The sequence below is a fragment of the Terriglobus albidus genome, assembly GCF_025685425.1.
GTDB classification, from domain to species: Bacteria; Acidobacteriota; Terriglobia; order Terriglobales; family Acidobacteriaceae; genus Terriglobus; species Terriglobus albidus.
Window position 1 is genome coordinate 793,102 of the sequence record NZ_JAGTAS010000058.1, and the last position, 21,269, is coordinate 814,370.

Annotated in this window: 17 protein-coding genes; 12 read left to right on the forward strand and 5 right to left on the reverse strand. The window is 58.9% G+C overall.

The window, feature by feature from the left end:
• Window positions 1-356: 356 nt before the first annotated feature.
• Together OHL21_RS22395 and OHL21_RS22400 are read left to right on the forward strand one after the other, a co-directional pair.
• Entirely contained in the window at window positions 357-1,961 is a 1,605-nt protein-coding gene (locus tag OHL21_RS22395) for an OmpA family protein (RefSeq protein ID WP_263419530.1), read from the forward strand.
• A gap of 78 nt (window positions 1,962-2,039) precedes the next feature.
• The gene (locus tag OHL21_RS22400) at window positions 2,040-2,828 is read left to right on the forward strand and encodes an SDR family NAD(P)-dependent oxidoreductase (RefSeq protein WP_263419531.1); all 789 of its coding nucleotides are present in this window, start codon (window positions 2,040-2,042) and stop codon (window positions 2,826-2,828) included.
• 13 nt (window positions 2,829-2,841) lie between these two features.
• On the opposite strand, the gene OHL21_RS22405 is transcribed toward OHL21_RS22400, so the two are convergent.
• Window positions 2,842-3,093, reverse strand: coding sequence for a hypothetical protein (locus tag OHL21_RS22405; RefSeq protein ID WP_263419532.1), 252 nt, complete (start codon window positions 3,091-3,093; stop codon window positions 2,842-2,844).
• Between the two features lie 219 nt (window positions 3,094-3,312).
• On the opposite strand from OHL21_RS22405, the gene OHL21_RS22410 reads away from it, so the two are divergent.
• From OHL21_RS22410 to OHL21_RS22425, 4 genes are read left to right on the forward strand one after another with little or no spacing between them, the layout of a single operon-like run.
• Complete coding sequence (locus tag OHL21_RS22410) at window positions 3,313-6,507, forward strand: efflux RND transporter permease subunit (protein ID WP_263419533.1); 3,195 nt, start codon at window positions 3,313-3,315, stop codon at window positions 6,505-6,507.
• Window positions 6,508-6,524: 17 nt separating this feature from the next.
• Window positions 6,525-7,721: an efflux RND transporter periplasmic adaptor subunit gene (locus OHL21_RS22415; RefSeq protein ID WP_263419534.1), complete on the forward strand. Its 1,197-nt coding sequence runs from the start codon at window positions 6,525-6,527 to the stop codon at window positions 7,719-7,721.
• Between the two features lie 10 nt (window positions 7,722-7,731).
• Window positions 7,732-8,673 (forward strand): ATP-binding cassette domain-containing protein, encoded by a 942-nt coding sequence (locus OHL21_RS22420; protein ID WP_263419919.1) that lies wholly within the window; start codon window positions 7,732-7,734, stop codon window positions 8,671-8,673.
• A 2-nt stretch (window positions 8,674-8,675) separates the two neighbouring features.
• A complete protein-coding gene (locus OHL21_RS22425; protein ID WP_263419535.1) occupies window positions 8,676-9,503 on the forward strand; it encodes an ABC transporter permease in 828 nt (275 codons plus the stop codon).
• Here the strand turns inward: OHL21_RS22425 and OHL21_RS22430 are convergent.
• Window positions 9,465-11,342 carry a sensor histidine kinase gene (locus OHL21_RS22430; RefSeq protein ID WP_263419536.1) on the reverse strand — a complete coding sequence of 626 codons (1,878 nt, stop codon included), beginning with the start codon at window positions 11,340-11,342 and terminating at the stop codon, window positions 9,465-9,467. The genes OHL21_RS22425 and OHL21_RS22430 overlap by 39 nt on opposite strands.
• A 50-nt stretch (window positions 11,343-11,392) precedes the next feature.
• Window positions 11,393-12,385 (reverse strand): YpdA family putative bacillithiol disulfide reductase, encoded by a 993-nt coding sequence (locus tag OHL21_RS22435; RefSeq protein WP_263419537.1) that lies wholly within the window; start codon window positions 12,383-12,385, stop codon window positions 11,393-11,395.
• Between the two features lie 87 nt (window positions 12,386-12,472).
• On the opposite strand from OHL21_RS22435, the gene OHL21_RS22440 reads away from it, so the two are divergent.
• Window positions 12,473-13,078, forward strand: a complete 606-nt coding sequence (locus OHL21_RS22440; RefSeq protein ID WP_263419538.1) for a nitroreductase family protein — start codon at window positions 12,473-12,475, stop codon at window positions 13,076-13,078.
• A gap of 185 nt (window positions 13,079-13,263) precedes the next feature.
• Here the strand turns inward: OHL21_RS22440 and OHL21_RS22445 are convergent, their stop codons facing one another.
• Window positions 13,264-13,812, reverse strand: a complete 549-nt coding sequence (locus OHL21_RS22445; RefSeq protein WP_263419539.1) for a DUF2199 domain-containing protein — start codon at window positions 13,810-13,812, stop codon at window positions 13,264-13,266.
• Between the two features lie 12 nt (window positions 13,813-13,824).
• The gene (locus OHL21_RS22450; protein WP_263419540.1) at window positions 13,825-15,351 is read right to left on the reverse strand and encodes a fumarate hydratase; all 1,527 of its coding nucleotides are present in this window, start codon (window positions 15,349-15,351) and stop codon (window positions 13,825-13,827) included.
• Between the two features lie 101 nt (window positions 15,352-15,452).
• Here OHL21_RS22450 and OHL21_RS22455 point away from each other — a divergent pair, with 101 nt between their 5' ends.
• The 5 genes from OHL21_RS22455 (at window position 15,453) to OHL21_RS22475 (ending at window position 21,227) form a co-directional block, all read left to right on the forward strand.
• Entirely contained in the window at window positions 15,453-15,917 is a 465-nt protein-coding gene (locus OHL21_RS22455; protein ID WP_263419541.1) for a DUF3224 domain-containing protein, read from the forward strand.
• A gap of 173 nt (window positions 15,918-16,090) precedes the next feature.
• Window positions 16,091-17,485: an aspartate ammonia-lyase gene (locus tag OHL21_RS22460; protein WP_263419542.1), complete on the forward strand. Its 1,395-nt coding sequence runs from the start codon at window positions 16,091-16,093 to the stop codon at window positions 17,483-17,485.
• 496 nt (window positions 17,486-17,981) lie between these two features.
• The gene (locus OHL21_RS22465; protein WP_263419543.1) at window positions 17,982-18,560 is read left to right on the forward strand and encodes a shikimate kinase; all 579 of its coding nucleotides are present in this window, start codon (window positions 17,982-17,984) and stop codon (window positions 18,558-18,560) included.
• A 70-nt stretch (window positions 18,561-18,630) separates the two neighbouring features.
• Window positions 18,631-19,674: an AI-2E family transporter gene (locus OHL21_RS22470; protein WP_263419544.1), complete on the forward strand. Its 1,044-nt coding sequence runs from the start codon at window positions 18,631-18,633 to the stop codon at window positions 19,672-19,674.
• A gap of 278 nt (window positions 19,675-19,952) precedes the next feature.
• Window positions 19,953-21,227: a Glu/Leu/Phe/Val family dehydrogenase gene (locus OHL21_RS22475; RefSeq protein WP_263419545.1), complete on the forward strand. Its 1,275-nt coding sequence runs from the start codon at window positions 19,953-19,955 to the stop codon at window positions 21,225-21,227.
• Window positions 21,228-21,269: the final 42 nt, after the last annotated feature.

Sequence of the window (21,269 nt, forward strand, 5' to 3'; positions counted from 1 at the left end):
GGTGTCCCGAATATCCCACTCATTGGTACCCAACGGATGGGCAATCTGAGTATGGGATTCCGAATGTATCGATTCGCCTAAAAGGAATACTCGGCCGCTTCGAACCCCAACGCAGATTGCGGTTGCTGCGAAATGACAAAGCAAACTTCGCTTCCCGCCGGCAAAACCCCTCTCAGGTTGCCTCCATTCGACAAAAAATAAGGTTCCATTCCCAGCCTCGGAGATGGACACCCTTTCGCAATTTCCCCCGCATCCCACCAATGCACACCGGAGTTTCATAGCCCGCCGGTGTTCTGAGGCCCCTCGTCAAAACCGCATTAAGGAAGGGGCACAGAGAGCGATGAAGGAGCGAGACCATGTACGTCATTTCCAGGTACACGTTCTATGCAACCCTGCTCGCTGCGGCCAGTCTGCCTCTTGCCGCCGCAGCGCAGGAGCCTAATCCGACGAATACGCCTGCGGCACAGTCACGAACAGGCGGAGCACACCTCGAAGGCGAATATAACGGTGTTCCCCTCTATCGCGTCACCGTCGTCCAGCGCGACCTTGATGCCGTCAACTACTTACATCGCAGTGGGTCAACAACCCTTGACCTAGTGGGGACACCGCTTCTTGCCAATGCCAAAGGCAAGGCTGTGGTGAAGAGCGACAAGGGCCGCATGCTCATCGACGCGAAAGTCGATCACCTTCCTCCAGCCAACGGCTTCGGTCCGGAATACCTGACCTACGTGCTGTGGGCCATTACACCCGACGGCCACCCGCAGAATCTTGGCGAACTTCTGCCTTCGGGCAATGATGTCAACATCTCCGTCACCACCGGCCTGCAGAGCTTCGGCCTAATGGTCACCGCCGAACCTTACTTTGCGGTCAGAGTACCCTCTGACGTGGTTGTTCTTGAGAATCACATCATCGAGAACAAGACCAATGGCGTTACGGAAAAGGTGAATGCGCACTATACGCTGCTGCCGCGCGGCCAGTACGTCTCTCAAACCAACGGATCGAAGACGGTGATGAACCCGATCACACGCGATGAGAAGAGTCCGTTGGAGCTGTACGAAGCGCACAACGCCTATCGCATCGCCGTCAACGCCGGCGCTGAGAAGTACGAACCTCAGATCATGGCGCAGGTGAAGCAGAGTCTCGACAACGCCGACTCGCTCGATCAAAACAAACACGGCGACCGCAAACAGGAAGTGACCTTCGCCCGTGAAGCGGTTCAGCGCTCGGAAGATGCTCGCATCAGTACGCTACGAAAGATCGCGGCCGAACAACAGCAAGCTGAGATCGATGCGCGCAAAGCGGCCGAACTGCAGGCAGCAAACTCTCAGGCAGCCGCTGAAGCGGAAGCAGCCCAGCGTGCCCGTGCTGAAGCCGAAGCCGCCAAGGCTCGCGCCCGCGCGGCTGAGGCCGCCCAGGCAGCCGCAAGCGCACAGGAGTCTGCTACCGAAGCTCGCGAAAAATTGCGTCAGCAGTTGAACTCGGTCCTCGCGACCCAGGAGACCGCTCGTGGCCTGATCGTCAATATGTCCGATGTCCTCTTCGATACCGGCAAGTACACTTTGAAGCCTGATACCAAAGTGGCTCTCGCAAAAGTCTCCGGCATCCTGATGGCCTATCCTTCGCTGAAAGTTCAGGTGGAGGGTCACACCGATTCCGTGGGCGGCGATGACTACAACCAGAAGCTCAGCGAAGATCGCGCTAATACGGTCGCCAGCTTCCTGACCACGGAAGGCGTTCCCCAGGATAATGTCACCGCCAAAGGCTTTGGCAAGACCCGTCCTGTAGCGGACAACACGACCGCCCAGGGCCGCCAACAGAACCGCCGCGTGGAACTTGTCGTCTCCGGCGCGGCCATCGGCGTGAAGGACTCCGAGAACTCCGGTGTAGCCACCAGCACCGGTACGTCCGCCCCCACGCAAACTACCGGAACCTCCACCCCTCCGGCCAACCAGCCGCAGTAACTTTAACTCGAACAACCACACCAGCATGGGCCGCCCTCGGGTGGCCTATGCTGTCTCCGGACGTGCTAGCGTGAAGGTATGCAGCCCGTTCGCGGAAACATTGTCTTCATCACCGGCGCCAGCTCCGGCATCGGCGCAGCCACCGCCCTTACCTTCGCCCAGCAGGGAGCGCGCCTGCTGCTTTGCGCGCGTCGCATCCAACGCCTCGAAGCCATGCGCGAAGAGCTGCTCGCCGCCGGAGCCGAAGCGGTTCATCTCTTCCAGCTCGACGTCCGCGATCGTCACGCCGTCAATCAGGCAATCGCTGATCTGCCTGACGAGTGGACTGCCATCGACATCCTGGTCAACAACGCCGGCCTCGCCCGCGGCATGGGCAAGATGCACGAGAATAACCCCGACGATTGGGACGAGATGATCGATACCAACGTGAAGGGACTTCTCTACGTCACCAAAGCGGTGGTGCCCGGCATGGTGGCGCGGAAGCGCGGCCACGTCGTCAATATGGGCTCGACCGCCTCATACGCCACCTATGCCAACGGCGGCGTGTACTGCGCCAGTAAGGCGGCCGAAAAGTCGATCTCAGAGGGGTTGAAGATCGATCTGCTCGGAACCCCGATCCGCGTTACTTCCATCGATCCAGGCATGGTGGAAACCGAGTTCAGCAAAGTACGTTTCCATGGGGATGAGGCAACGGCTGCCAAGGTCTATCAGAACATTACGCCGCTCACCGGCGAAGATATCGCCGATGCCATTTTGTGGGCGGTCACACGGCCGGCACACGTCAACATTCATACCATCGTGCTGACGACCATCGACCAGGGCAACGCCTACTACTTCCACCGCCACACCGGTGCCACTACCCGGTAGACCGGCACCGTCATTAGAGGTGAATGGCCCAGCCAAGTGCGGCCAGCTTCTCTTCAATATCGGCCAGAGCCGTCTCTAAAGCGGTTCTGCGATGGGGATTGGAGGTGCGCTGCGACAGAATATGTTCGCGTTGCAGCTCCAGTTCCTTCCGCCGGCGGGCCTTCTCAGCCTCCGCCGCCTTTTCGATCTTCTGGTCCTGCGGTTTAGGTGCTTCAGTCTGTGCCTGCTGTTCTTCCACGGATTTACTCTCCCACCCTCGCGCCATACTCTCATTCTAGCCCCGTACGCTGTAACTCGAATTATTTATGGCATTTGTCTTATATCGGATGATCGCTCCGGATATCCGATATTTAGGCCTCGGAGCTGCGACCCCACGCCCCTCCAAAACGTCTAGACATCATTCAGAAATTCGACCGTGCGCGCTCTACAATGGGCATGTCCCGGAAAATACATCGAATCGCTCGTTGAAGGCTGAAGAGTTCCCATGTGGATTGTCCGTCTAGCCCTGCGTCGTCCCTACACCTTCGTGGTGATGTCTGTCTTGATCTTCGTACTGGGCATCGTCAGCATCGCGACCATGAGCATCGATATCTTTCCCACGATCGATATCCCGGTCGTGACGGTCATCTGGCAGTACAACGGCACCAGTCCCGACGAGATGGAGAAACGGTTTACCACCGTCTCCGAGCGCAGTATGACCACCACGGTCAACGACATCGAACATATTGAGTCGCAGTCGGTAAACGGCATCTCCATCATCAAGATCTTCTTCCAACCGGGAGCGAAGATTGAGTCCGCCGTAGCTCAGATCGCTGCAGGTAGCCAGTCCATCCTTCGTATCATGCCGCCGGGAACCCAGGCTCCGTTCATCCTGCGCTACTCGGCTTCAAACGTTCCCATTCTTCAGCTCGGCCTCTCCTCGGATCGCCTCACCGAAGCCGACCTGAACGACATCGGCCTCAACTTCCTGCGTACGCAACTTGCCACGGTGCAGGGTGCCCAGGTACCCGCGCCCTACGGCGGAAAAGCCCGCAGCATCATGGTCGACCTGGATCTGCAGGCTCTCTTCTCCAAGGGCCTCTCGCCGACCGATGTCGTCAATTCGCTGACCGCGCAAAATCTGATTCTGCCCGCCGGCGACGTCAAGGTGGGCACCACCGATTACATCGTGCGCACCAACGCCAGTCCTCTGGTTCTGGACCAGTTGAATGACATCCCCATCCGTCAGGTCAACGGAGCCACGGTTCACATGCGGGATGTGGCCTTTGTTCACAATGGGTCGCCCATCCAACAGAACATTGTCCGGCTTAACGGTAAGCGTGCTGCGCTGATCACCGTCCTGAAGTCCACCAACGCGTCCACGCTCGACATCATCAAGCGCGTGAAGGAGACGCTGCCGCGCATCATCGCCAACCTTCCACCACCACCGCCTGACGTTATCCCGCTGCTCGATCAGTCCCTCTTTGTGCGGGCCGCTCTGCAGGGCGTCGTCAAGGAAGCCGCTATCGCCGCCAGCCTGACAGCGCTGATGATTCTGCTCTTTCTTGGAAGCTGGCGCTCAACGATCATCGTCGCTATCTCGATTCCTCTCTCGATCCTGGTCTCCATCATCATCCTCAATATGTTTGGCGAGACCCTGAATACCATGACCCTCGGCGGCCTCGGCCTAGCCGTCGGGATTCTGGTTGACGATGCCACCGTTGAGATCGAGAACATCCATCGCAACCTCGGCCTCGGCAAGGAGATCGAACCGGCCATCCTGGATGGCGCCGCCCAGATCGCTGTTCCCGCCTTCGTCTCCACCCTGGCGATCTGCATCGTCTTCGTCCCGGTAGCCTTCCTCTCCGGGGCCGCCAAGTCCCTGTTCACGCCGTTGGGCATGGCCGTGGTCTTTGCCATGATGGCCTCCTATCTGCTTTCGCGTACGCTGGTTCCCACCATGGTGAAGTTCCTCCTCGCGTCCGAGGTGGATATGTACCAGCAGTTGGAAGAAGGAGGCCACCACAATGTCACAAACGCGAGTCTGATCTGGCGAATCCATTTCCGTTTCAATGACCTCTTCGAGCGGCTCCGCTCCCGCTACCACGCACTGTTGGATTGGACTCTGGCGCATCCGAAGTTCACGTTGGGATCGTTCGCGCTTTTCATCGCCGGAACTCTCTGCCTTATTCCCTTCATCGGCGAACACTTCTTCCCACAGGTGGATGCCGGCACCTTCCGCCTGCACGTCCGCGCCGCTCCCGGAACCCGCATTGAAGAGGTAGAGCAGGTCTTTGCCAAGGTAGAAAATACGATTCGCGAGGTCATCCCTCCGGACGAGCTGAATACAGTTCTTGATGACATCGGCATCCCCAGCGGCGGTTTCAATCTTGCCTTCGGCGACAGCTCGCTGACCGATGTGCAGGACGGCGAGGTCATCGTCTCCATGAAGGAAGGCCACCGCCCCACCGCCGAGTACCGGCAGAAGCTTCGCAAGGTGTTGCGCGAGCGTTTTCCCGACGCGGTCTTCTACTTCCAGGCCTCCGACATCGTCAACCAGATCCTGAACTTCGGCCTTCCCGCTCCTATCGACGTCCAGATCAGCGGCCGCCAAACGCTGCCCAACTATGAGATTGCGCAGAAGATGCGCGCCGAAATCGCGAAGATCCCCGGTGCTGTGGACGTTCACGTTCATCAGGTTCTCTACTCTCCGCAGTTGGTCGTCAACGTCGACCGCACGCGCGCACAGAACCTGGGCATGACCGAAGCAAACGTCGCCAGCAGTATGCTCTTCGCTCTCTCCGGCTCCGGAACGGCACAGCCGAACTTCTGGCTGAACCCGCAGAACGGCGTGAACTATATCGTCCAGGTACAGGTCCCACAGCACCAGCTCGACTCGATCGATTCGCTCCAGCGTATGCCCATCACTTCCGGTACGGGCGCCGCTGCTCCGCAGCTACTTTCCAACCTGGCGACCTTCCAACACGGTTCCAGCCCGGCCATCACCAACCACTACAACGTGCAGCCGGTCTTTGACGTATTCGCCACCACAGAGGGCCGCGATCTCGGCGGTGTCGAAAAAGAGATCGACAAAATTATCGAGAAGTACCAGAAGCTGGCGCCGCCGGGAGCCTCCATCACCGTCCGAGGACAGGTTAAGAGCATGCGCGACTCTTTCGTCGGTCTGGGCCTGGGCATGTTCTTCGCCGTGCTCCTGGTCTATCTGCTGATGGTCGTCAACTTCCAGAGCTGGCTTGATCCCTTCATCATCCTGATGGCGCTGCCTGGCGCCGCTTGCGGCATCCTCTGGATGCTCTTTGTCACCGGCACCACCTTCAGCGTCCCATCGCTGATGGGCGCCATCATGTGCGTCGGTGTTGCAACCGCCAACTCTATCCTGATGGTGACCTTTGCCAACGACCAGCGACGTGCCGGCATGAACGCCCTCCAGGCAGCTAGCTCCGCAGGTTTCACCCGTCTTCGTCCTGTCATGATGACGGCTCTGGCCATGATCATCGGCATGCTACCCATGTCGCTGGGCATGGGCGAGGGCGGCGAGCAGAATGCGCCGCTCGGCCGCGCCGTTATCGGGGGTCTGCTGGTTGCGACCTTCACCACCTTGCTGATTGTTCCCATCTTCTATAGCCTGCTGCGCAAGCAGGAGATCAAAGAGCTGCACGCCGACGAGATTCCCGAGTAAGGAAGACAACAAAACAGATGAACCCTAATTCCCAGACCGAACGCTCCTCTCGCGGCCCTTATATCGCCGTCACGGGATTGTTCCTGCTGCTTGGCGTCGTTGCCGTCGTTGTCTTCCTTCCCCGGCTGCGTCATAACCAGGCTCTGAAAGTTGAAGCCGACGCTGTCACCGGCCCTCCTGTAGTGGTTGTCACCAAAGTCAAGACGGGCACGAAAGACACGAAGCTGGAACTTCCCGGCACGGTACAGGCCTTTGAGCAGGCCGCGATCTTCGCCCGCACCAACGGCTATGTCAAAGCCCGCTACGTTGACATCGGTGACCGCGTCCGTCAGGGTCAGTTGCTTGCTCTGATCGAAGATCCCACCACCGAGCAGTCATTACGCCAGGCACAGGCCAACGTCGCCCAGCTCAAGGCTCAACTCGCCCTCGCCCAGGCGAACGCCAGACTAGCCGACGCCAATGATGCCCGCTGGCGCGACCTCTACGCCCAGGGCGTCGTCAGCAAACTCGATGCCGACACCCGCGGAGCCACCGCCTCCACCAACCAGGCTACAGTGGAGGCCGCCAAAGCCAGTATTGCCGCAGCGGAAGCGACCGTGACGAGCCTGGAACAGCAGCTCAGCTTCTCACGTGTTACGGCTCCGTTCGATGGCGTCATCCTCTCGCGCAACATCGACAATGGATCGCTGATCACCTCCGGCTCCTCCACCAACACGACGCAGATGTTCACGGTCGGCCGTTCCGACACGGTGCGGGTCTTCAGCTCTGTACCGCAGGCTGAAGCCGTCTCCGTCATGAACTCTAAGGCGGCGAAGGTCAACTTCCGTGAGTTGCCGAACCATCCTTACCCCGGCTCCATCTCCCGTACTAGTGCCAGCATCGACCCGACCTCGCGCACCATCCTGGTCGAGATCGATTTGAAGAACGATGGCAAGATTCTGCCAGGAATGTACGCCACTATTCAGTTCGACGCACCGCGAGCCGAGCCGCCCACCGTGCTACCGACCAACGCTCTCTTTGTACGCACCGCCGGTCCGCAGACCTTCGTTGTCGGAGACGATAACATCGCTCGCCTGCGCAACCTCGTCCTGGGACGCGACATGGGGAACGCAGTCGAGATCGTCTCCGGACTGAAGCCCGGCGAAAACGTCGTCATTAACCCGACTGACATGGTCGCGGACGGCGTTCTCGTGAGCCCAAAGGCCCTGCAATAGACTTGTAGTGGTGATCGTAGAGATTCAATCGCTGCGCAAGGTATATGACGGCAAGCAGACTGTCACGGCCGTCGATGGGATAGACCTTTCCGTCCGCCCTGGAGAGATTTACGGTCTGCTCGGCCCCAATGGAGCCGGCAAAACCACAACCATCTCCATCTGCACCACGCGTGCCCTGCCGACCGCAGGCAGCGTGCATATCGCAGGAATCGATGTCGTGGCCAATCCAGCTGAAGCCCGCCGTTACATCGGTGTGGTGCCGCAGTACAACACGCTGGACCGCGCCTGCACCGTCTTCGAGAACATCTACTTTCACTGCCGCTACTTCGGCGCTTCTTCGTCAGAAGCCAAGGCACGTACGTCCCAGCTGCTGGAACAGTTCCACCTGAGCGAACGCACCAAAGCCTATCCCCAGCAGCTCTCTGGCGGACTTGCGCAGCGCCTGCAGATCGCCCGCGCCATTGCACATCACCCCAAAGTACTTTTCCTCGATGAGCCCTCCGCCGGCCTCGACCCGCAATCGCGTATTGCCATGTGGGATATCGTCCGCCGCCTGCACACCGAAGGCATCACCGTCGTGCTCACCACGCACTACATGGAAGAGGCCGACGCGCTTTGCGGACGCGTCGCTATTATCGACCACGGCAAGATCCTGGTACAGAACACGCCTGCCGCGCTGAAAAGTTCCATCGGCGCGGAGACCATCTATCAGCTTGATCTGCGCCAGATCGAAGAGGCGCCCTTACTCGCCACGCAACTGCGCTCGCTGAACGGCGTGGCCAGCGTCGAGACCACAGCGAACGGCGTACGCGTACTTGCCAAAGCCTCCGATGGTCTTTTGCCGGAGATCGTCACCGCCGCCAATCCCTTCGGCCTGCGCGATCTCTCCATTACCGAGCCGACACTCGAAACCGTCTTTATCCGCCTGACCGGGCGCGATTTGAGAGATTAGCTATGCCGAGCAACTCGATCCGATATGTTCATGCTTTTCGCGGACTCTTTCTCCGCGACCTGCACGTGCTGCGGCGTGAGAAGTTTCCCTTTCTCATCCGCATCTGCATGAACCCGATCCTCTTCCTGTTCGTATTCACCTACATCATGCCGCACATGGCTGGCGGTTCCTCCATGAACCCAACCGCCGGTATGGCTGAGGGAACAGGCGTCAGCTTCTCTACTGTGCTGCTTCCAGGCCTGATGGCCGTGGCCATCATGTTCTCCGGAATTGCTGCCGTAGCTCTTCCCCTGGCGCAGGAGTTCGGCGTCACCCGCGAGATCGATGATCGCGTCATGTGTCCGCTGCCCGTTGGCGCGGTTGCTCTGGAAAAGATTGTCTTCTCGGCCATGCAGAGCATCATCGCCGCCTGCATCGTCTTCCCGCTGGCATACTATATCCCCAGCACACCGGTCTCGGCGCACGTTACCAGTTGGCCGCTGCTGATCGTGGTGCTCATCCTCGCCTCACTCACCGCCGGCGCTTTGGGCCTCACCATCGGCACTACCGTGAAGCCGCAGCAGATCGGCCTGATCTTCGGCGTAGTGGTCATGCCCATCACCTTCCTGGGCTGTGTCTACTATCCCTGGGCAAAGCTGGATCACATTCGGTGGTTACAGTACGGCGTGCTCTTTAACCCGATCGTCTACATGAGCGAAGGTCTGCGCGCATCGCTTACGCCCGCACTGCCGCACATGCATCCGGCTGCCATTCTGGGCATGCTGTGCTTTTTCCTGGTTCTGCTGACCTGGCTAGGCATTCGCGGCTTCCTTCGCCGCGTCATTGGATAGTATTGGCCGAACGCTATTAAGCCCGTCTTTCGGAAAGAAGATCGCGAAGGTCGTCCCTGATTGTTCTCCCTGCCGGCTCTTCACACGCACGGTGCCGGAGTGCTTGCGGATAATCTCATCGCTTACCCACAGGCCGAGTCCGGTGCCGGTAGCGTCCTTCGTGGTGTAGAACGGCTCAAAGAGACGGCGCCGCGTCTCCTCGCTCATTCCCGTTCCGGTATCGCTCACCGTTACGCGCACACCCTCACACCAGCCGCCACGGAGAGAACGGCCCGTGCCATAGCGGGCACGCACAATCAGCCTGCCGCCGCCTACCATCGCATCAATCGCATTCCCGATCAGGTTGGCGAACAACTGACGCAGCTCTCCGCTGAAACCAAAGAGCGCCACCGCAGGACCATACTCACGTTCCACGGTAATCCGCGCGCTGCCAAGCCTCAACTGATGCAGCGCGAGCACCGAGTCCAGCACCTCACCCACCTGCGTCTGCACCGGGAAGGTCGACTGACGGTAGAAGCGTAGCGTCTGTTGCGTGATCTCTGAGACGCGCGCCAGTTCGGCCTGTGCGGTGGACACGTACTCACGTGCCGCGGAATCAAGCTCCGGGTGAGTCTGCAGCAGGTACAGGAGATTCGTCACAGCTTCGAGAGGATTATTGATCTCATGCGCAATGCTTGCGGCAAGCCGTCCTGCCGCGGCCAGCTTCTCCGTCTTACGCAGCGCCTCCTCCGCCTGCAGGCGTTGCGTGATCTCCATTACGACCACACCAACCCACCGCACAACACCCTGCTGCGTGCGTACGGGATACCAGTTACAGATCCAGGAACGCGGCACACCCGGAAGGCTGGGCAGCTCACCTTTCATCTCGATATCCCGCACCGGCTCCCCTGAATCGAAGACGGTGGAGAGAAGCATCTCCACCCGCTCAGCGAGCGGCCCGGGAAAGACCTCTGTCATCCTGCGGCCAAGGTGCCGATTGATCGGCAGTCCATTGATATCCGCAAGAAACTGGTTTAACCGTACGTACCGCAGCTTCTGATCAAAGAACGCAAAACCGATGGGCGCATTTCCCAGCATGGAGTCCAACAGCGCCAGAGTTTCATATAAACCAGCTCGCTGGTCTTCCAGCTCCCTCACCATCGTGTTGAAGCTGCGTGTCAACTCGCCTACTTCGTTGGAGGCGGTCACCACCAACGGAAAGCCTGCATTCGATTCCGGATCGCGGATAATCTGCTGCGTTGCCTCACGCAGTTTCCGCAGCGGCCGGCTTACGCCGCGCACAATCAGCAGAATCGGCAACAGGTTTGAGAGCAGCGCCAGACCGCCGTACCAGAGCGCCCCAGTTACGATGATGCCGATATTACTCGCAAGCGCAGAAGAACTCGGTTCCAGCCAGATCAGACCCGCAGGCTTCCCGCTGACAAAGATCGGAGCAACGCCCTCCGTTCGCCCCTGAGCCGTGGCAAACAGCCGCGCCTTCACCGGTCCCATCAGCTCACGCCGTTCTTCGGCGCTCAATGGCTCATCAGCGTTCGATTCGGATACTGCCAGAGTCCTGCCACTCAGATCCGTGACACGCGCCCCGTCAATGGTCGGTGTAATCCGCGCCGTCTCAAGGATCTCCTTCAACGCGTCCATGTGATTCTGGCTCAGCGGAACACTGCACGCTCCTGCCAGACGCTCCACCTGCTGCAGCAATCTCTGACGAGCCCGCTCTCGCGTCTGGGAGCGCTGCGCGGAGATCGTGTAGGTCAGAAAGATGACAAGCAACACCGTCTGCACCACGATGGTGCCAAAGATCAGTTGCCCCTGGATCGTTCTTGGCAGAATACGGCGCATGAGATGGTTCCAAGGCTAAACCCGTCCGGGTTCCGTGGAAAGCTTTTCCCTTACGAGAGCTTGCTCGTTAAATCGCGGGCAATCTGCGCGCCATGGAAACGCCCGTTTTCAATAAATACTTCGTTGGTGCGCTCACCAGCGATAATGACTCCGGCCAGATAGACCCCCGGGACATTCGACTCCAACGACTGCGGGTCGCACACCGGGCACCGGCTGTTGTTCTCATCCAGCTTGACGCCCAATGCCTCCAGAAACTCGAAGTCAGGCCTGTATCCCGTCAGAGCGAAGACAAAGTGATTCGGAATCGTCGTCTCTCCCTCAGGGGTCATCAACGTCACCGTATCTTCTGAGATCTGCTTCACCACGCTTGAAAAGTATGCCTTGATCTCGCCGTTCTTGATGCGATTGTTGATGTCAGGCAAAATCCAGTACTTCACGTGGCTATGCATCGCAGGTCCACGATGCACCAGCGTCACACGCGCTCCATGACGCCAGAGATCCAGCGCCGCAATCGCCGCGGAGTTCTTTCCCCCGATCACCAGCACATCAAGACCGAAGTACGGATGCGGTTCGTTGTAATAGTGCATGGTCTTGGGAAGGTCTTCGCCCGGTAGGCCGAGATAATTCGGCAGATCGTAGTACCCGGTGGCCACCACAATCTTCCTCGCCTGATGCTGCAGCACACGGCCAAAGCGATCTTCGGTATGAACAACAAACTGCCCATCGCTTCCAGTGACCTTATCAACACGTTCGTACTGCCGCACATCCAGCCGATAGTTCTCAGCGACCTTGCGATAATACTCCAGGGCCTCGCTTCGTGTCGGCTTCTGGTTCGGACTCGAGAAGGGTATATTGCCAATCTCAAGCAGCTCCGGCGTTGTAAAGAATGTCATGTGCGCCGGATAGTGAAAGAGCGAGTTACACAGGCAGCCCTTGTCCACCAGCACCGCCTTCAGGCCGGCGCGCTGCGCTTCAATCGCGCATGCCATACCCGTCGGACCTGCTCCGATCACCAGTACATCGAAAATCCCGCTCGAGGCCATATCTTTAATCTTATCGGAGATGCTGCGACGTCGAAGTAGCCGCCGCATCCAACCAAAGGCACCACTATCTCGAAGGAGCATCTGCACATGCCCGACCTCGAACACATCAAGCACGGTCCCTCGGAGACTGGCGTTCTCGATCTGATCCTCAAGCGCTGGAGCCCACGCGCTTTCTCCGACAAACCCGTTGCTGCCGAAGACTTGAAGAAGATCTTTACCGCCGCCGGATGGGCTGCCAGCTCCTACGGAGAAGAGCCCTGGCGCTTCATCGTCGGCATCAAGGGCGACAGCACCTACGACAAGATCTATTCCACGCTGGTCGAGTTCAACCAGGCTTGGGCAAAATCTGCTCCTGTACTCTACCTCACCGCCGCCAAGAAGACGTTCACCGCCAGCGGTCACCCCGACTACCACAACCTGCACGACACCGGCGCCGCCTCAGCTACGGCAGCTCTGCAGGCCATTGCTCTCGGCATCCACACCCATGGCATGGGCGGCTTCGACCACAAAAAGGCCCGCGAAGTCTTCCAGATCCCTGAGGACTTCGACGTAGGCGCCGTATGGGCCATGGGATATCTCGGCGATCCGAATACGCTGCAAGGTGGTATGAAAGACCAGGAACTCTCTCCCCGCAAACGTAAACCGTTCGATAGCTACGTCTTCTCCGAGTGGGACAAGCCGGCAAAATTCTAAACAATAAAGGCCCGCCAGCAGCGGGCCTTTTCTAACGAGTTCGGTACAAACCTTGTCATCCTGAGCGAAGCGAAGAATTCGCTTCTAGACTGCATAGACAATTCCGTGAGCCGATACTCTGGTGCCCCATGTCCCCAGGGGACATGGGCATTCGCGCGGCGCGCGAATGCTTTTCTAAACGGAAATCATTCCAAAATCGGATGACTACCCTCTTCAAACGTCACAATTCGACCATGCAAAACCATCGAGGATATCTGCCTCGCCACTTGCAGTGATATCCCATTTTTTTGCTGAAGAAACAAAGGATGGCTCGGGTCATCAACAAAAAACACCGGGCGCTGCCCCACCCTCTGTAGGCGAACCGTGACCGGGAGGTTGAAAGGATCGGGCACCATACCCATCTTGTTCGCTATTCTTCCTTTGAACGGTCCATGATGGTCCTCGCGACCCGCTTCCTCCCAACAGTCCGAAATCTCATCGAAATCTCTCTCCCAGAGAGTCACCCAAACTCCCCACAAAAAGGGTTCATCCTGTCCGAGAATTGGAATCTCGATGAGTCCTCGAAGGAAGAAATTCTTACCATCTAAAATGCATTGATCGGAACCAGCAACCACACGGTTCTCGAACTCTTCACGCGAGAAAGATGCAACAGGATCAGGGAAATCGGCCGCAAAACTGAACGGGATTTCCTGGTGGGTCTCCCCACACGTCGAACAGACCCACGCCTCGCTCATTCCTAGCCACTCCTACTGAAAGATCGCCACTCCCTCAAACTCCCCGGCAATCCTCGCCTTCCACTCCGCCGGCCCGGTCTCATGCACACTGACACCCTTGGAATCCACCGCCACCGTCACCGGCATATCCTTCACCGTGAACTCGTAGATCGCTTCCATGCCCAGGTCTTCAAAAGCCAGCACACGCGATGCCTTGATCGCTTTCGAGACCAGATAAGCGGCTCCACCCACAGCCATCAGGTAAACAGCCTTGTTATCGCGAATCGCCTCGATCGCGGCGGGCCCACGCTCGCTCTTACCCACCATGCCCAGCAGACCTGTCTGCTCCAGCATCTGGCGCGTGAACTTGTCCATGCGCGTCGCCGTCGTGGGACCCGCCGGGCCAACGACCTCTTCACGCACGGGATCGACTGGGCCAACGTAGTAGATAAAGCGACCGGTAAAGTCGACCGGCAGCTTCTCGCCCTTATTGAGCATATCGATCATGCGCTTGTGCGCGGCATCGCGGCCGGTCAGAAGCTTGCCGTTCAGCAGCAGCACCTCGCCGGGCTTCCAGGTTGCTACGTCTTCGCGGGTCACTGTGTCGAGATCAACACGGCGCGCATTCGCGGGCGAGTACGTCAGCTCCGGCCAGTCTTCCAGAGATGGAGCTTCAATATGCGCCGGTCCCGAGCCATCCAGATGGAAGTGTGCATGGCGCGTCGCCGCGCAGTTGGGAATCATCGCCACGGGCAGGTTTGCCGCGTGCGTCGGATAATCAAGGATCTTAATATCGAGCACCGTCGTCAGACCGCCCAGGCCCTGCGCTCCAATACCCAGCGCATTGATCTTGCGGTAGAGCTCGATACGCATCTCTTCCAGCTTGTTCTGCGGACCGCGCGCGATCAACTCCTGCATATCGATCGGCTCCATCAGCGCTTGTTTGGCCAGCAGCATCGCCTTCTCGGCTGTTCCACCGATACCGATACCCAGCATGCCCGGCGGGCACCAGCCGGCGCCCATCGAGGGCACGGTTTTCACCACCCAGTCCACAATCGAGTCCGACGGATTCAGCATGGCGAACTTTGATTTCGCCTCGCTGCCGCCACCCTTGGCCGCAACAATAACATCGATGCTGTCGCCCTGCACCAGCTCAATGTTCACCACGGCAGGCGTGTTGTCCTTCGTATTCTTACGGCCGAAGGCCGGATCCGCCAAAACGCTGGCGCGCAGACGGTTGTCCGGATGATTGTAGGCACGGCGCACTCCCTCATCGCACATGGACTGCACGTCCATGGTCGCGCCTTCCCACCGCACACCCATACCGATCTTCAGGAAGACGGTCACAATGCCGGTGTCCTGGCAGATGGGACGGTGACCCTCGGCGCACATACGGCTGTTGATCAGAATCTGCGCCATCGCATCCTTCGCCGCGACCGACTGCTCCAGCTCATACGCCCGAGCCAGATTCCTGATGTAGTCCACCGGGTGGTAGTAGCTGATGTACTGCAGCGCGTCGGCGACGCTTTGGATGAGATCTTCCTGTTTAATCGTGGCCATGGGTAAGTTCCTGTATCCATTTTACGGCTCGGATAAGATCGTTGTACTCGCAGCGCAGGCACGGAACCGTTACGCAGGGCGCTCGATCTCCAGGACTGACTATGCGCAAACTCCTGATTGCCGCTGCCCTCTCGCTCTCCACGACTCTTCTACAAGGACAATCCCCTGCCATGAATCACGCCACCGGCACCTTTGAGGTCAAAGTCATGCCCACCGGACACGATCCGGAGCCGACCATCAGCTCCCTTTCGATCGACAAACAGATTCACGGCGATCTCGAGGCCACAACCAAAGGCGAGATGCTCGCCGCCGGCGACCAGAAGGCCGGCCTTGGCGGCTATGTCGCCATCGAGCGCGTCACCGGCAAACTCAGTGGCAGGATCGGCACCTTTGCCCTGATGCACTCCGGCACGATGGTTCCAGGCCAACCTTATGATCTGAAGATCATCGTCGTCCCAGGCTCGGGAACCGGAGATCTCTCCGGTATCTACGGCACCTTCCATATCATCATCGACAGCGCAGGCAAACACTCCTACACCTTCGACTACGCCTTCTCCACCAAGTAGATGGCTGCCCATAGATCGGCCTCGTATTTTTTGTTTGTCATTTCGCAGCGACCGGGCCCCGGCCAGCTTCGCTGGCTGGGTGAAGGGAGCGGAGAAATCTGCTTCTCTGCCCATCCACCGCACTACGCCATCAGGACACTCCACAAGCGATAATAGGGACCGGCTGAGCCCTCATGAAAACCCGTACAGAAAAAGACTCTCTCGGCACCATCGAACTTCCCGCTGATGCCCTCTACGGAGCGCAGACTGCCCGCGCCATCCGCAACTTTCCTATCAGCGGTATGCGCGCTCACCCAGCTTTGATTCGCGCCATCGCGGCCATCAAAATGGCAGCGGCCGAGGCCAATCGCGACCTGGGCACAGTCACCGCCGAACGCGCCAACGCCATCATGGCAGCCGCCAAAGAGATCCTCGACGGCAAACACCATGACCAGTTCGTGGTCGATGTCTTCCAGGCCGGCGCCGGTGTCAGCTTTCACATGAACACCAACGAGGTCATCGCCAACCGCGCCAACCAGATCCTGGGCGCGAGGCTCGGCAGCTACGAGAAGGTGCATCCCAACGATCACGTCAACTACGGTCAGTCGACGAATGACGTCTTCCCCACAGCCATGCGCCTCTCCGCGCTATTGGCCCTTGAAGATCTCTACCCGGTGCTGAAATCGCTTGCCGCTACTTTCGCAAAGAAGGCGGGAGAGTTCGACCACGTCCTCAAGTCCGGCCGCACCCACATGCAGGATGCAACCCCTATCCGCCTGGGACAGGAGTTCGCGGCCTACGGTTTGGCCATCGCCCACGCCTGCCGCACGATCAGCCGCACCTCGGCCAGCTTGCGCGAGCTCGGTCTGGGAGGCTCGGCTGTCGGCACCGGCCTCAACACCCATCCGCAGTACCGCGCTCTGGCGATTCAGAACCTCTCCACGCTGACGCGGCAGCCGCTCTGCCCCGCGCCCGATATGCGCTATGCCATGCAGAGCTGTGCCCCGATGGCCGATCTCTCAGCCTCGCTGCGCACCCTTGCTCTTGAGGTCATCCGCATCTCCAATGACCTGCGCCTGCTCGCCAGCGGCCCCAATACCGGCCTGAATGAGATTCAGCTTCCCGCACTGCAGCCCGGCTCCAGCATCATGCCTGGCAAGGTGAATCCGGTGCTAGCTGAGCTCGCCGCCATGGTTGCCTTCCAGGTCATCGGCAACGACACCGCCATCGGCTATGCTGTGCAGGCAGGACAGCTTGAATTGAATGTGATGATGCCCACCATCACGTACAACACGCTGCAGTCGATCCAGATCCTGACCAACATGCTGCGCGAGTTCGATGAACGCTGCATCGCCGGCATCACCGCCAACGAAGATCGTTGTGCTTTTTACGCGGAGTCGACAGTCTCACTGGCCACGGCGCTCAATCCCTACATCGGATATGCGAAAGCGGCGGAGCTGGTAAAGGAGTCCATTGCGAGCGGCAAAGGCATCCTCTCACTCGCTCGGGAGAAAGAACTCCTCACCGACGAACAGATCACCGAGATTCTCGATCCACAAAAGATGACCGAACCCCGCGAAACGATTTAACCCATACTTGAGTGCCTCATATCCGGGGTTCCCACGAGATATCCGGGGTTCCCACGAGCTTGCTCGGTTGGGGTGGTGTCTCGGCTACGCCGAGATGTGGGCATTCGCGCCCCGCGCGAACCATTTATTACCGCTAGTGTGGTGAACGTTCTGGGGGATAGCCGGCAACAGGGAAAATGCTCTAAACCAAACAAAAGCGAAGACTTCACCCGTCCCTCGTTAACACAGCCCCAAGCCCCAGAACTTTTTCTTGCAACTTCCTGTGCCGGAGGCTAGTCTCTACAACTGACATGCGGATGCGCACGTTCCAGCCCGGCTTTTGCTTTACCTACCGCTACTGGTGGCCAGTAGCGGCTCAGGCGAAGCGCGGGCGCGTGTTCCAGGGATAATACCCAAAATCCAGCACAAAAGCCCAAGTTTCAAGACCCGAGCCGCGACCCCACCAAGGTCGCGGCTTTTGTTTTCCCCAAATCCAGCCACAAAAGAGGACAATGAAATGGTGACCGTCGAAAGCGCAAAGAAACCCCAACCCCAAACTCCATCACTGATTACCGTCACCACCGAGCGCGTGGTGTTGACTGGCTATATGGGCGCCGGCAAGTCGACGGTTGGCCGCGCCCTGGCTAAGGAGCTTGGCTGGGAGTTCTGCGATCTCGATCACCTCATCGAAACCACGCACGGCGCAACCATCGCCGAACTCTTTGCCCAGCATGGCGAGCCCGGCTTCCGGCAGCTTGAGACCCGCGCTCTGGCTGCGGCTCTTGGCCGTCCAAACGCTGTCATCGCTCTCGGCGGCGGAGCGTTGGAGTCGCTTACCAATCGCCTGCTCCTCGAACAAAAGCCCAACACCCTTACGGTCTTCCTCGACGCCCCATTCGAGGTCCTCTTCGATCGCTGCGTGCTTCAGCCGGATGCCGCTATCCGCCCCGTTCTCAAGGATCCTGATGTCGCTGCAGCCCGCTTCAAGGCACGTCGACCGCAATACCAGCGCGCAGCCCAGATCGTCGTTGACACCGAACCGCTCACCCCGGCTGAGACCGTCACACGGTTGATTGAGGAGTTGCGCCGCAAGTAACTTCGCCCGCCAGGCGCAGTTCCTGCATCGTATGCTTTGACGAAAGCTGCGTTTGCACGGAGACCTGCGCTTGGCGGAACCACCCATCATTAATCCCCCGAAAGACCGCGCCCGCGAGATTCGCGGCTACATTCTCTTTACCTTTCTGGTGATGCTCGCCGGCTTTCTCGCCTGGAAGCTGATCCATGAGCTCGAGATTCTCTACGTTTCGGCCATCTTCGCCGTCGTACTGACTCCCGTCGTGCATGCCATCATGCGCTGGAAGATCAGGAGCTGGAGTCCCAGCAAAGGCACCTCCGTACTTGTCCTGATGATCGGCATCCTCGGTCTGCTGACGCTGCTCTTCTGGCTCGGTCTTCCACCGGTCATCTCCGATCTGAAGGAGTTCGCGCAGGATCTTCCCTCCCGTATTCCGGGAGCGATTGCCAAAATCAAACGCATCCCCATGGCCGACAGACTCGGTATCGACTCGGTCACCCAGCATGTCGAACAGGTGCTCGCCGCCACCGCCGGCTACATCGTCGCCGGCCTGCCGAAATGGATCGCCCGCGTCGCCGACATCATCATGGCAATCATCCTCACGATGTACTTCATCCTTGAGGGCGACACCGTCTACCACTACTTCCTCTCCATGGTGCCTGCCATCTATCGCACCCGCCTGGATATGACGCTGCAGAAAGCCGAGCTGCGTGTCAGCCGCTGGCTTATCGGGCAACTCTCGCTCATGGCGCTTCAAGGTGTCTACAGCATCATCGTTTTCTGGAGCCTGCACGTCCGCTACTTCATGCTGCTGGGTGTGCTGATGGGCATCACCAATATCATTCCTGTCGCCGGCAATCTGATTACCATCATCATCGTCTTCTGCGTTGCCGCAGTAGACTCCTGGACCAAGGCCTCCCTTGTCCTGCTCTTCTATGTCATCTATTCCCAGGTGGAGAACGCGTGGCTCGTGCCCCGCATTATGCGCTCCAGTGTCGACCTGATGGGCATTACTGTCCTGGTCGCACTACTCTGCGGCACCGCCGTCGCCGGCATCGTCGGCGCGCTGGTTGCTGTCCCCACCGCCGCCCTTGTGGCGGTGATCGCCGGGGAGTATCTGGTACGGGGAGATTGAGGAAGGTTGAATAATTGAATGATTGAAAAATTGAAAAACGCGATAGTGGCCATACCTCCCGCCTAGCCAAGCCCCTGATTCAATCATTCCATCCTTCAATTATTCAATTGTTTTTCTCCGTCCTTATTGTGTTGCAGGTCATGTTTTTAGCGTCCTATACTCGTGCGGTTTGGCCACCGACCGGTCTGGTCAAACCAGTTCCGCTGCCGATCTATACCGTGGCAGCACGACGGCCGGAGAGACGCTGCTGACAGCGACAACCATGAAGGACAAAAAACATGCAGGTGAACGAAATTTTGACGCTTGACCAGGAGACCAATCCCTGGGCAGCGCAGGAAGCCCGCTTCAACGAAGCGGCAGAAAAACTCGGGCTCGAAGAAGGTCTACAAAAAGTTCTACGTCTGCCAAATCGCGAGATCATAGTCCACTTCCCCGTTCTGATGGACAACGGAAAAATTGAAGTCTTTACCGGCTACCGTGTGCAACACTCGGTTGCCCGCGGCCCGGCCAAGGGCGGTATCCGCTACGCTCCAGACGTCTCTCTCGATGAGGTTCGAGCTCTGGCAAGCTGGATGACCTGGAAGTGCGCCGTGGTTAACATCCCCTTTGGTGGCGCAAAGGGAGGAGTGATCTGCGACCCTCGCAAGATGAGCCAGGGAGAGCTCGAACGGCTCACCCGCCGTTTTACTGCGGAGCTCATCGAGTTTATCGGCCCCGAAAAAGACATCCCCGCCCCGGACATGAACACCAACGAGCAGACCATGGCCTGGATCATGGACACCTACTCCATGCACATGCGCCAGACCGTAACCGCTGTCGTCACCGGCAAGCCGGTCAACATCGGCGGCTCCCGCGGCCGCACTGCTGCTACCGGACGCGGCCTCAGCGTTGTCTGCGATGAAGCGCTGAAGCACCTTGGCATCGCCCGCGAAGGCTGCAAGGTCATTGTCCAGGGCTTCGGCAACGTCGGCTCTAACGCCGCCAAGCTTCTCTGTGAGAAGCGCTACAACGTTATCGGCATCGCCGAGCACGACGGTGGGCTCTACAACGCCAACGGCATCGACATCCACGCCCTGTTGAAATACAAACAGCAGGCCGGCACGGTCGTCGGATTCAAAGACTCCGAAGCCGTCGATCCGCTGGAGCTGCTTACCTGGAAGACCGACATCCTTCTTCCGGCGGCGACAGAAAACGTCATCACCAGCCGCAACGCAGAACGCATCCAGGCCCGCATCCTCTGTGAGGGCGCCAACGGTCCCACCACCCCCGTCGCCGACGAAATCCTGGCCGACAAGAAAGTCTTCGTTATTCCCGACATTATGGCCAACGCCGGCGGGGTCACCACCAGCTACTTCGAATGGGTCCAGGACCGCATGGGCTTCTTCTGGACCGAGGAAGAAGTCAACACCCGTCTCGATAAAACCATGGCGGAAAGCTTCGCGGACGTCCTCCGCTATGCCCAGGCCCACAATGTCAATAACCGCATCGCGGCCTACATGCTGGCTGTCGATCGCGTCGCCTATAACATCCGTCAGCGCGGCATCTACGCATAGGGCATGTCATCGCCCTCCGGCAGAACAGTGGATCGCAAGGTC

Coding starts and splice junctions, on each gene's coding strand:
- OHL21_RS22440 (WP_263419538.1), top strand. CDS start 12,473: ATGCCCGACCTCGAACACATCAAGCACGGTCCCTCGGAGACTGGCGTT.
- OHL21_RS22445 (WP_263419539.1), bottom strand. CDS start 13,812: ATGAGCGAGGCGTGGGTCTGTTCGACGTGTGGGGAGACCCACCAGGAA.
- OHL21_RS22400 (WP_263419531.1), top strand. CDS start 2,040: ATGCAGCCCGTTCGCGGAAACATTGTCTTCATCACCGGCGCCAGCTCC.
- OHL21_RS22455 (WP_263419541.1), top strand. CDS start 15,453: ATGCGCAAACTCCTGATTGCCGCTGCCCTCTCGCTCTCCACGACTCTT.
- OHL21_RS22460 (WP_263419542.1), top strand. CDS start 16,091: ATGAAAACCCGTACAGAAAAAGACTCTCTCGGCACCATCGAACTTCCC.
- OHL21_RS22410 (WP_263419533.1), top strand. CDS start 3,313: ATGTGGATTGTCCGTCTAGCCCTGCGTCGTCCCTACACCTTCGTGGTG.
- OHL21_RS22405 (WP_263419532.1), bottom strand. CDS start 3,093: ATGGCGCGAGGGTGGGAGAGTAAATCCGTGGAAGAACAGCAGGCACAG.
- OHL21_RS22435 (WP_263419537.1), bottom strand. CDS start 12,385: ATGGCCTCGAGCGGGATTTTCGATGTACTGGTGATCGGAGCAGGTCCG.
- OHL21_RS22395 (WP_263419530.1), top strand. CDS start 357: ATGTACGTCATTTCCAGGTACACGTTCTATGCAACCCTGCTCGCTGCG.
- OHL21_RS22475 (WP_263419545.1), top strand. CDS start 19,953: ATGCAGGTGAACGAAATTTTGACGCTTGACCAGGAGACCAATCCCTGG.
- OHL21_RS22465 (WP_263419543.1), top strand. CDS start 17,982: ATGGTGACCGTCGAAAGCGCAAAGAAACCCCAACCCCAAACTCCATCA.
- OHL21_RS22430 (WP_263419536.1), bottom strand. CDS start 11,342: ATGCGCCGTATTCTGCCAAGAACGATCCAGGGGCAACTGATCTTTGGC.
- OHL21_RS22450 (WP_263419540.1), bottom strand. CDS start 15,351: ATGGCCACGATTAAACAGGAAGATCTCATCCAAAGCGTCGCCGACGCG.
- OHL21_RS22425 (WP_263419535.1), top strand. CDS start 8,676: ATGCCGAGCAACTCGATCCGATATGTTCATGCTTTTCGCGGACTCTTT.
- OHL21_RS22415 (WP_263419534.1), top strand. CDS start 6,525: ATGAACCCTAATTCCCAGACCGAACGCTCCTCTCGCGGCCCTTATATC.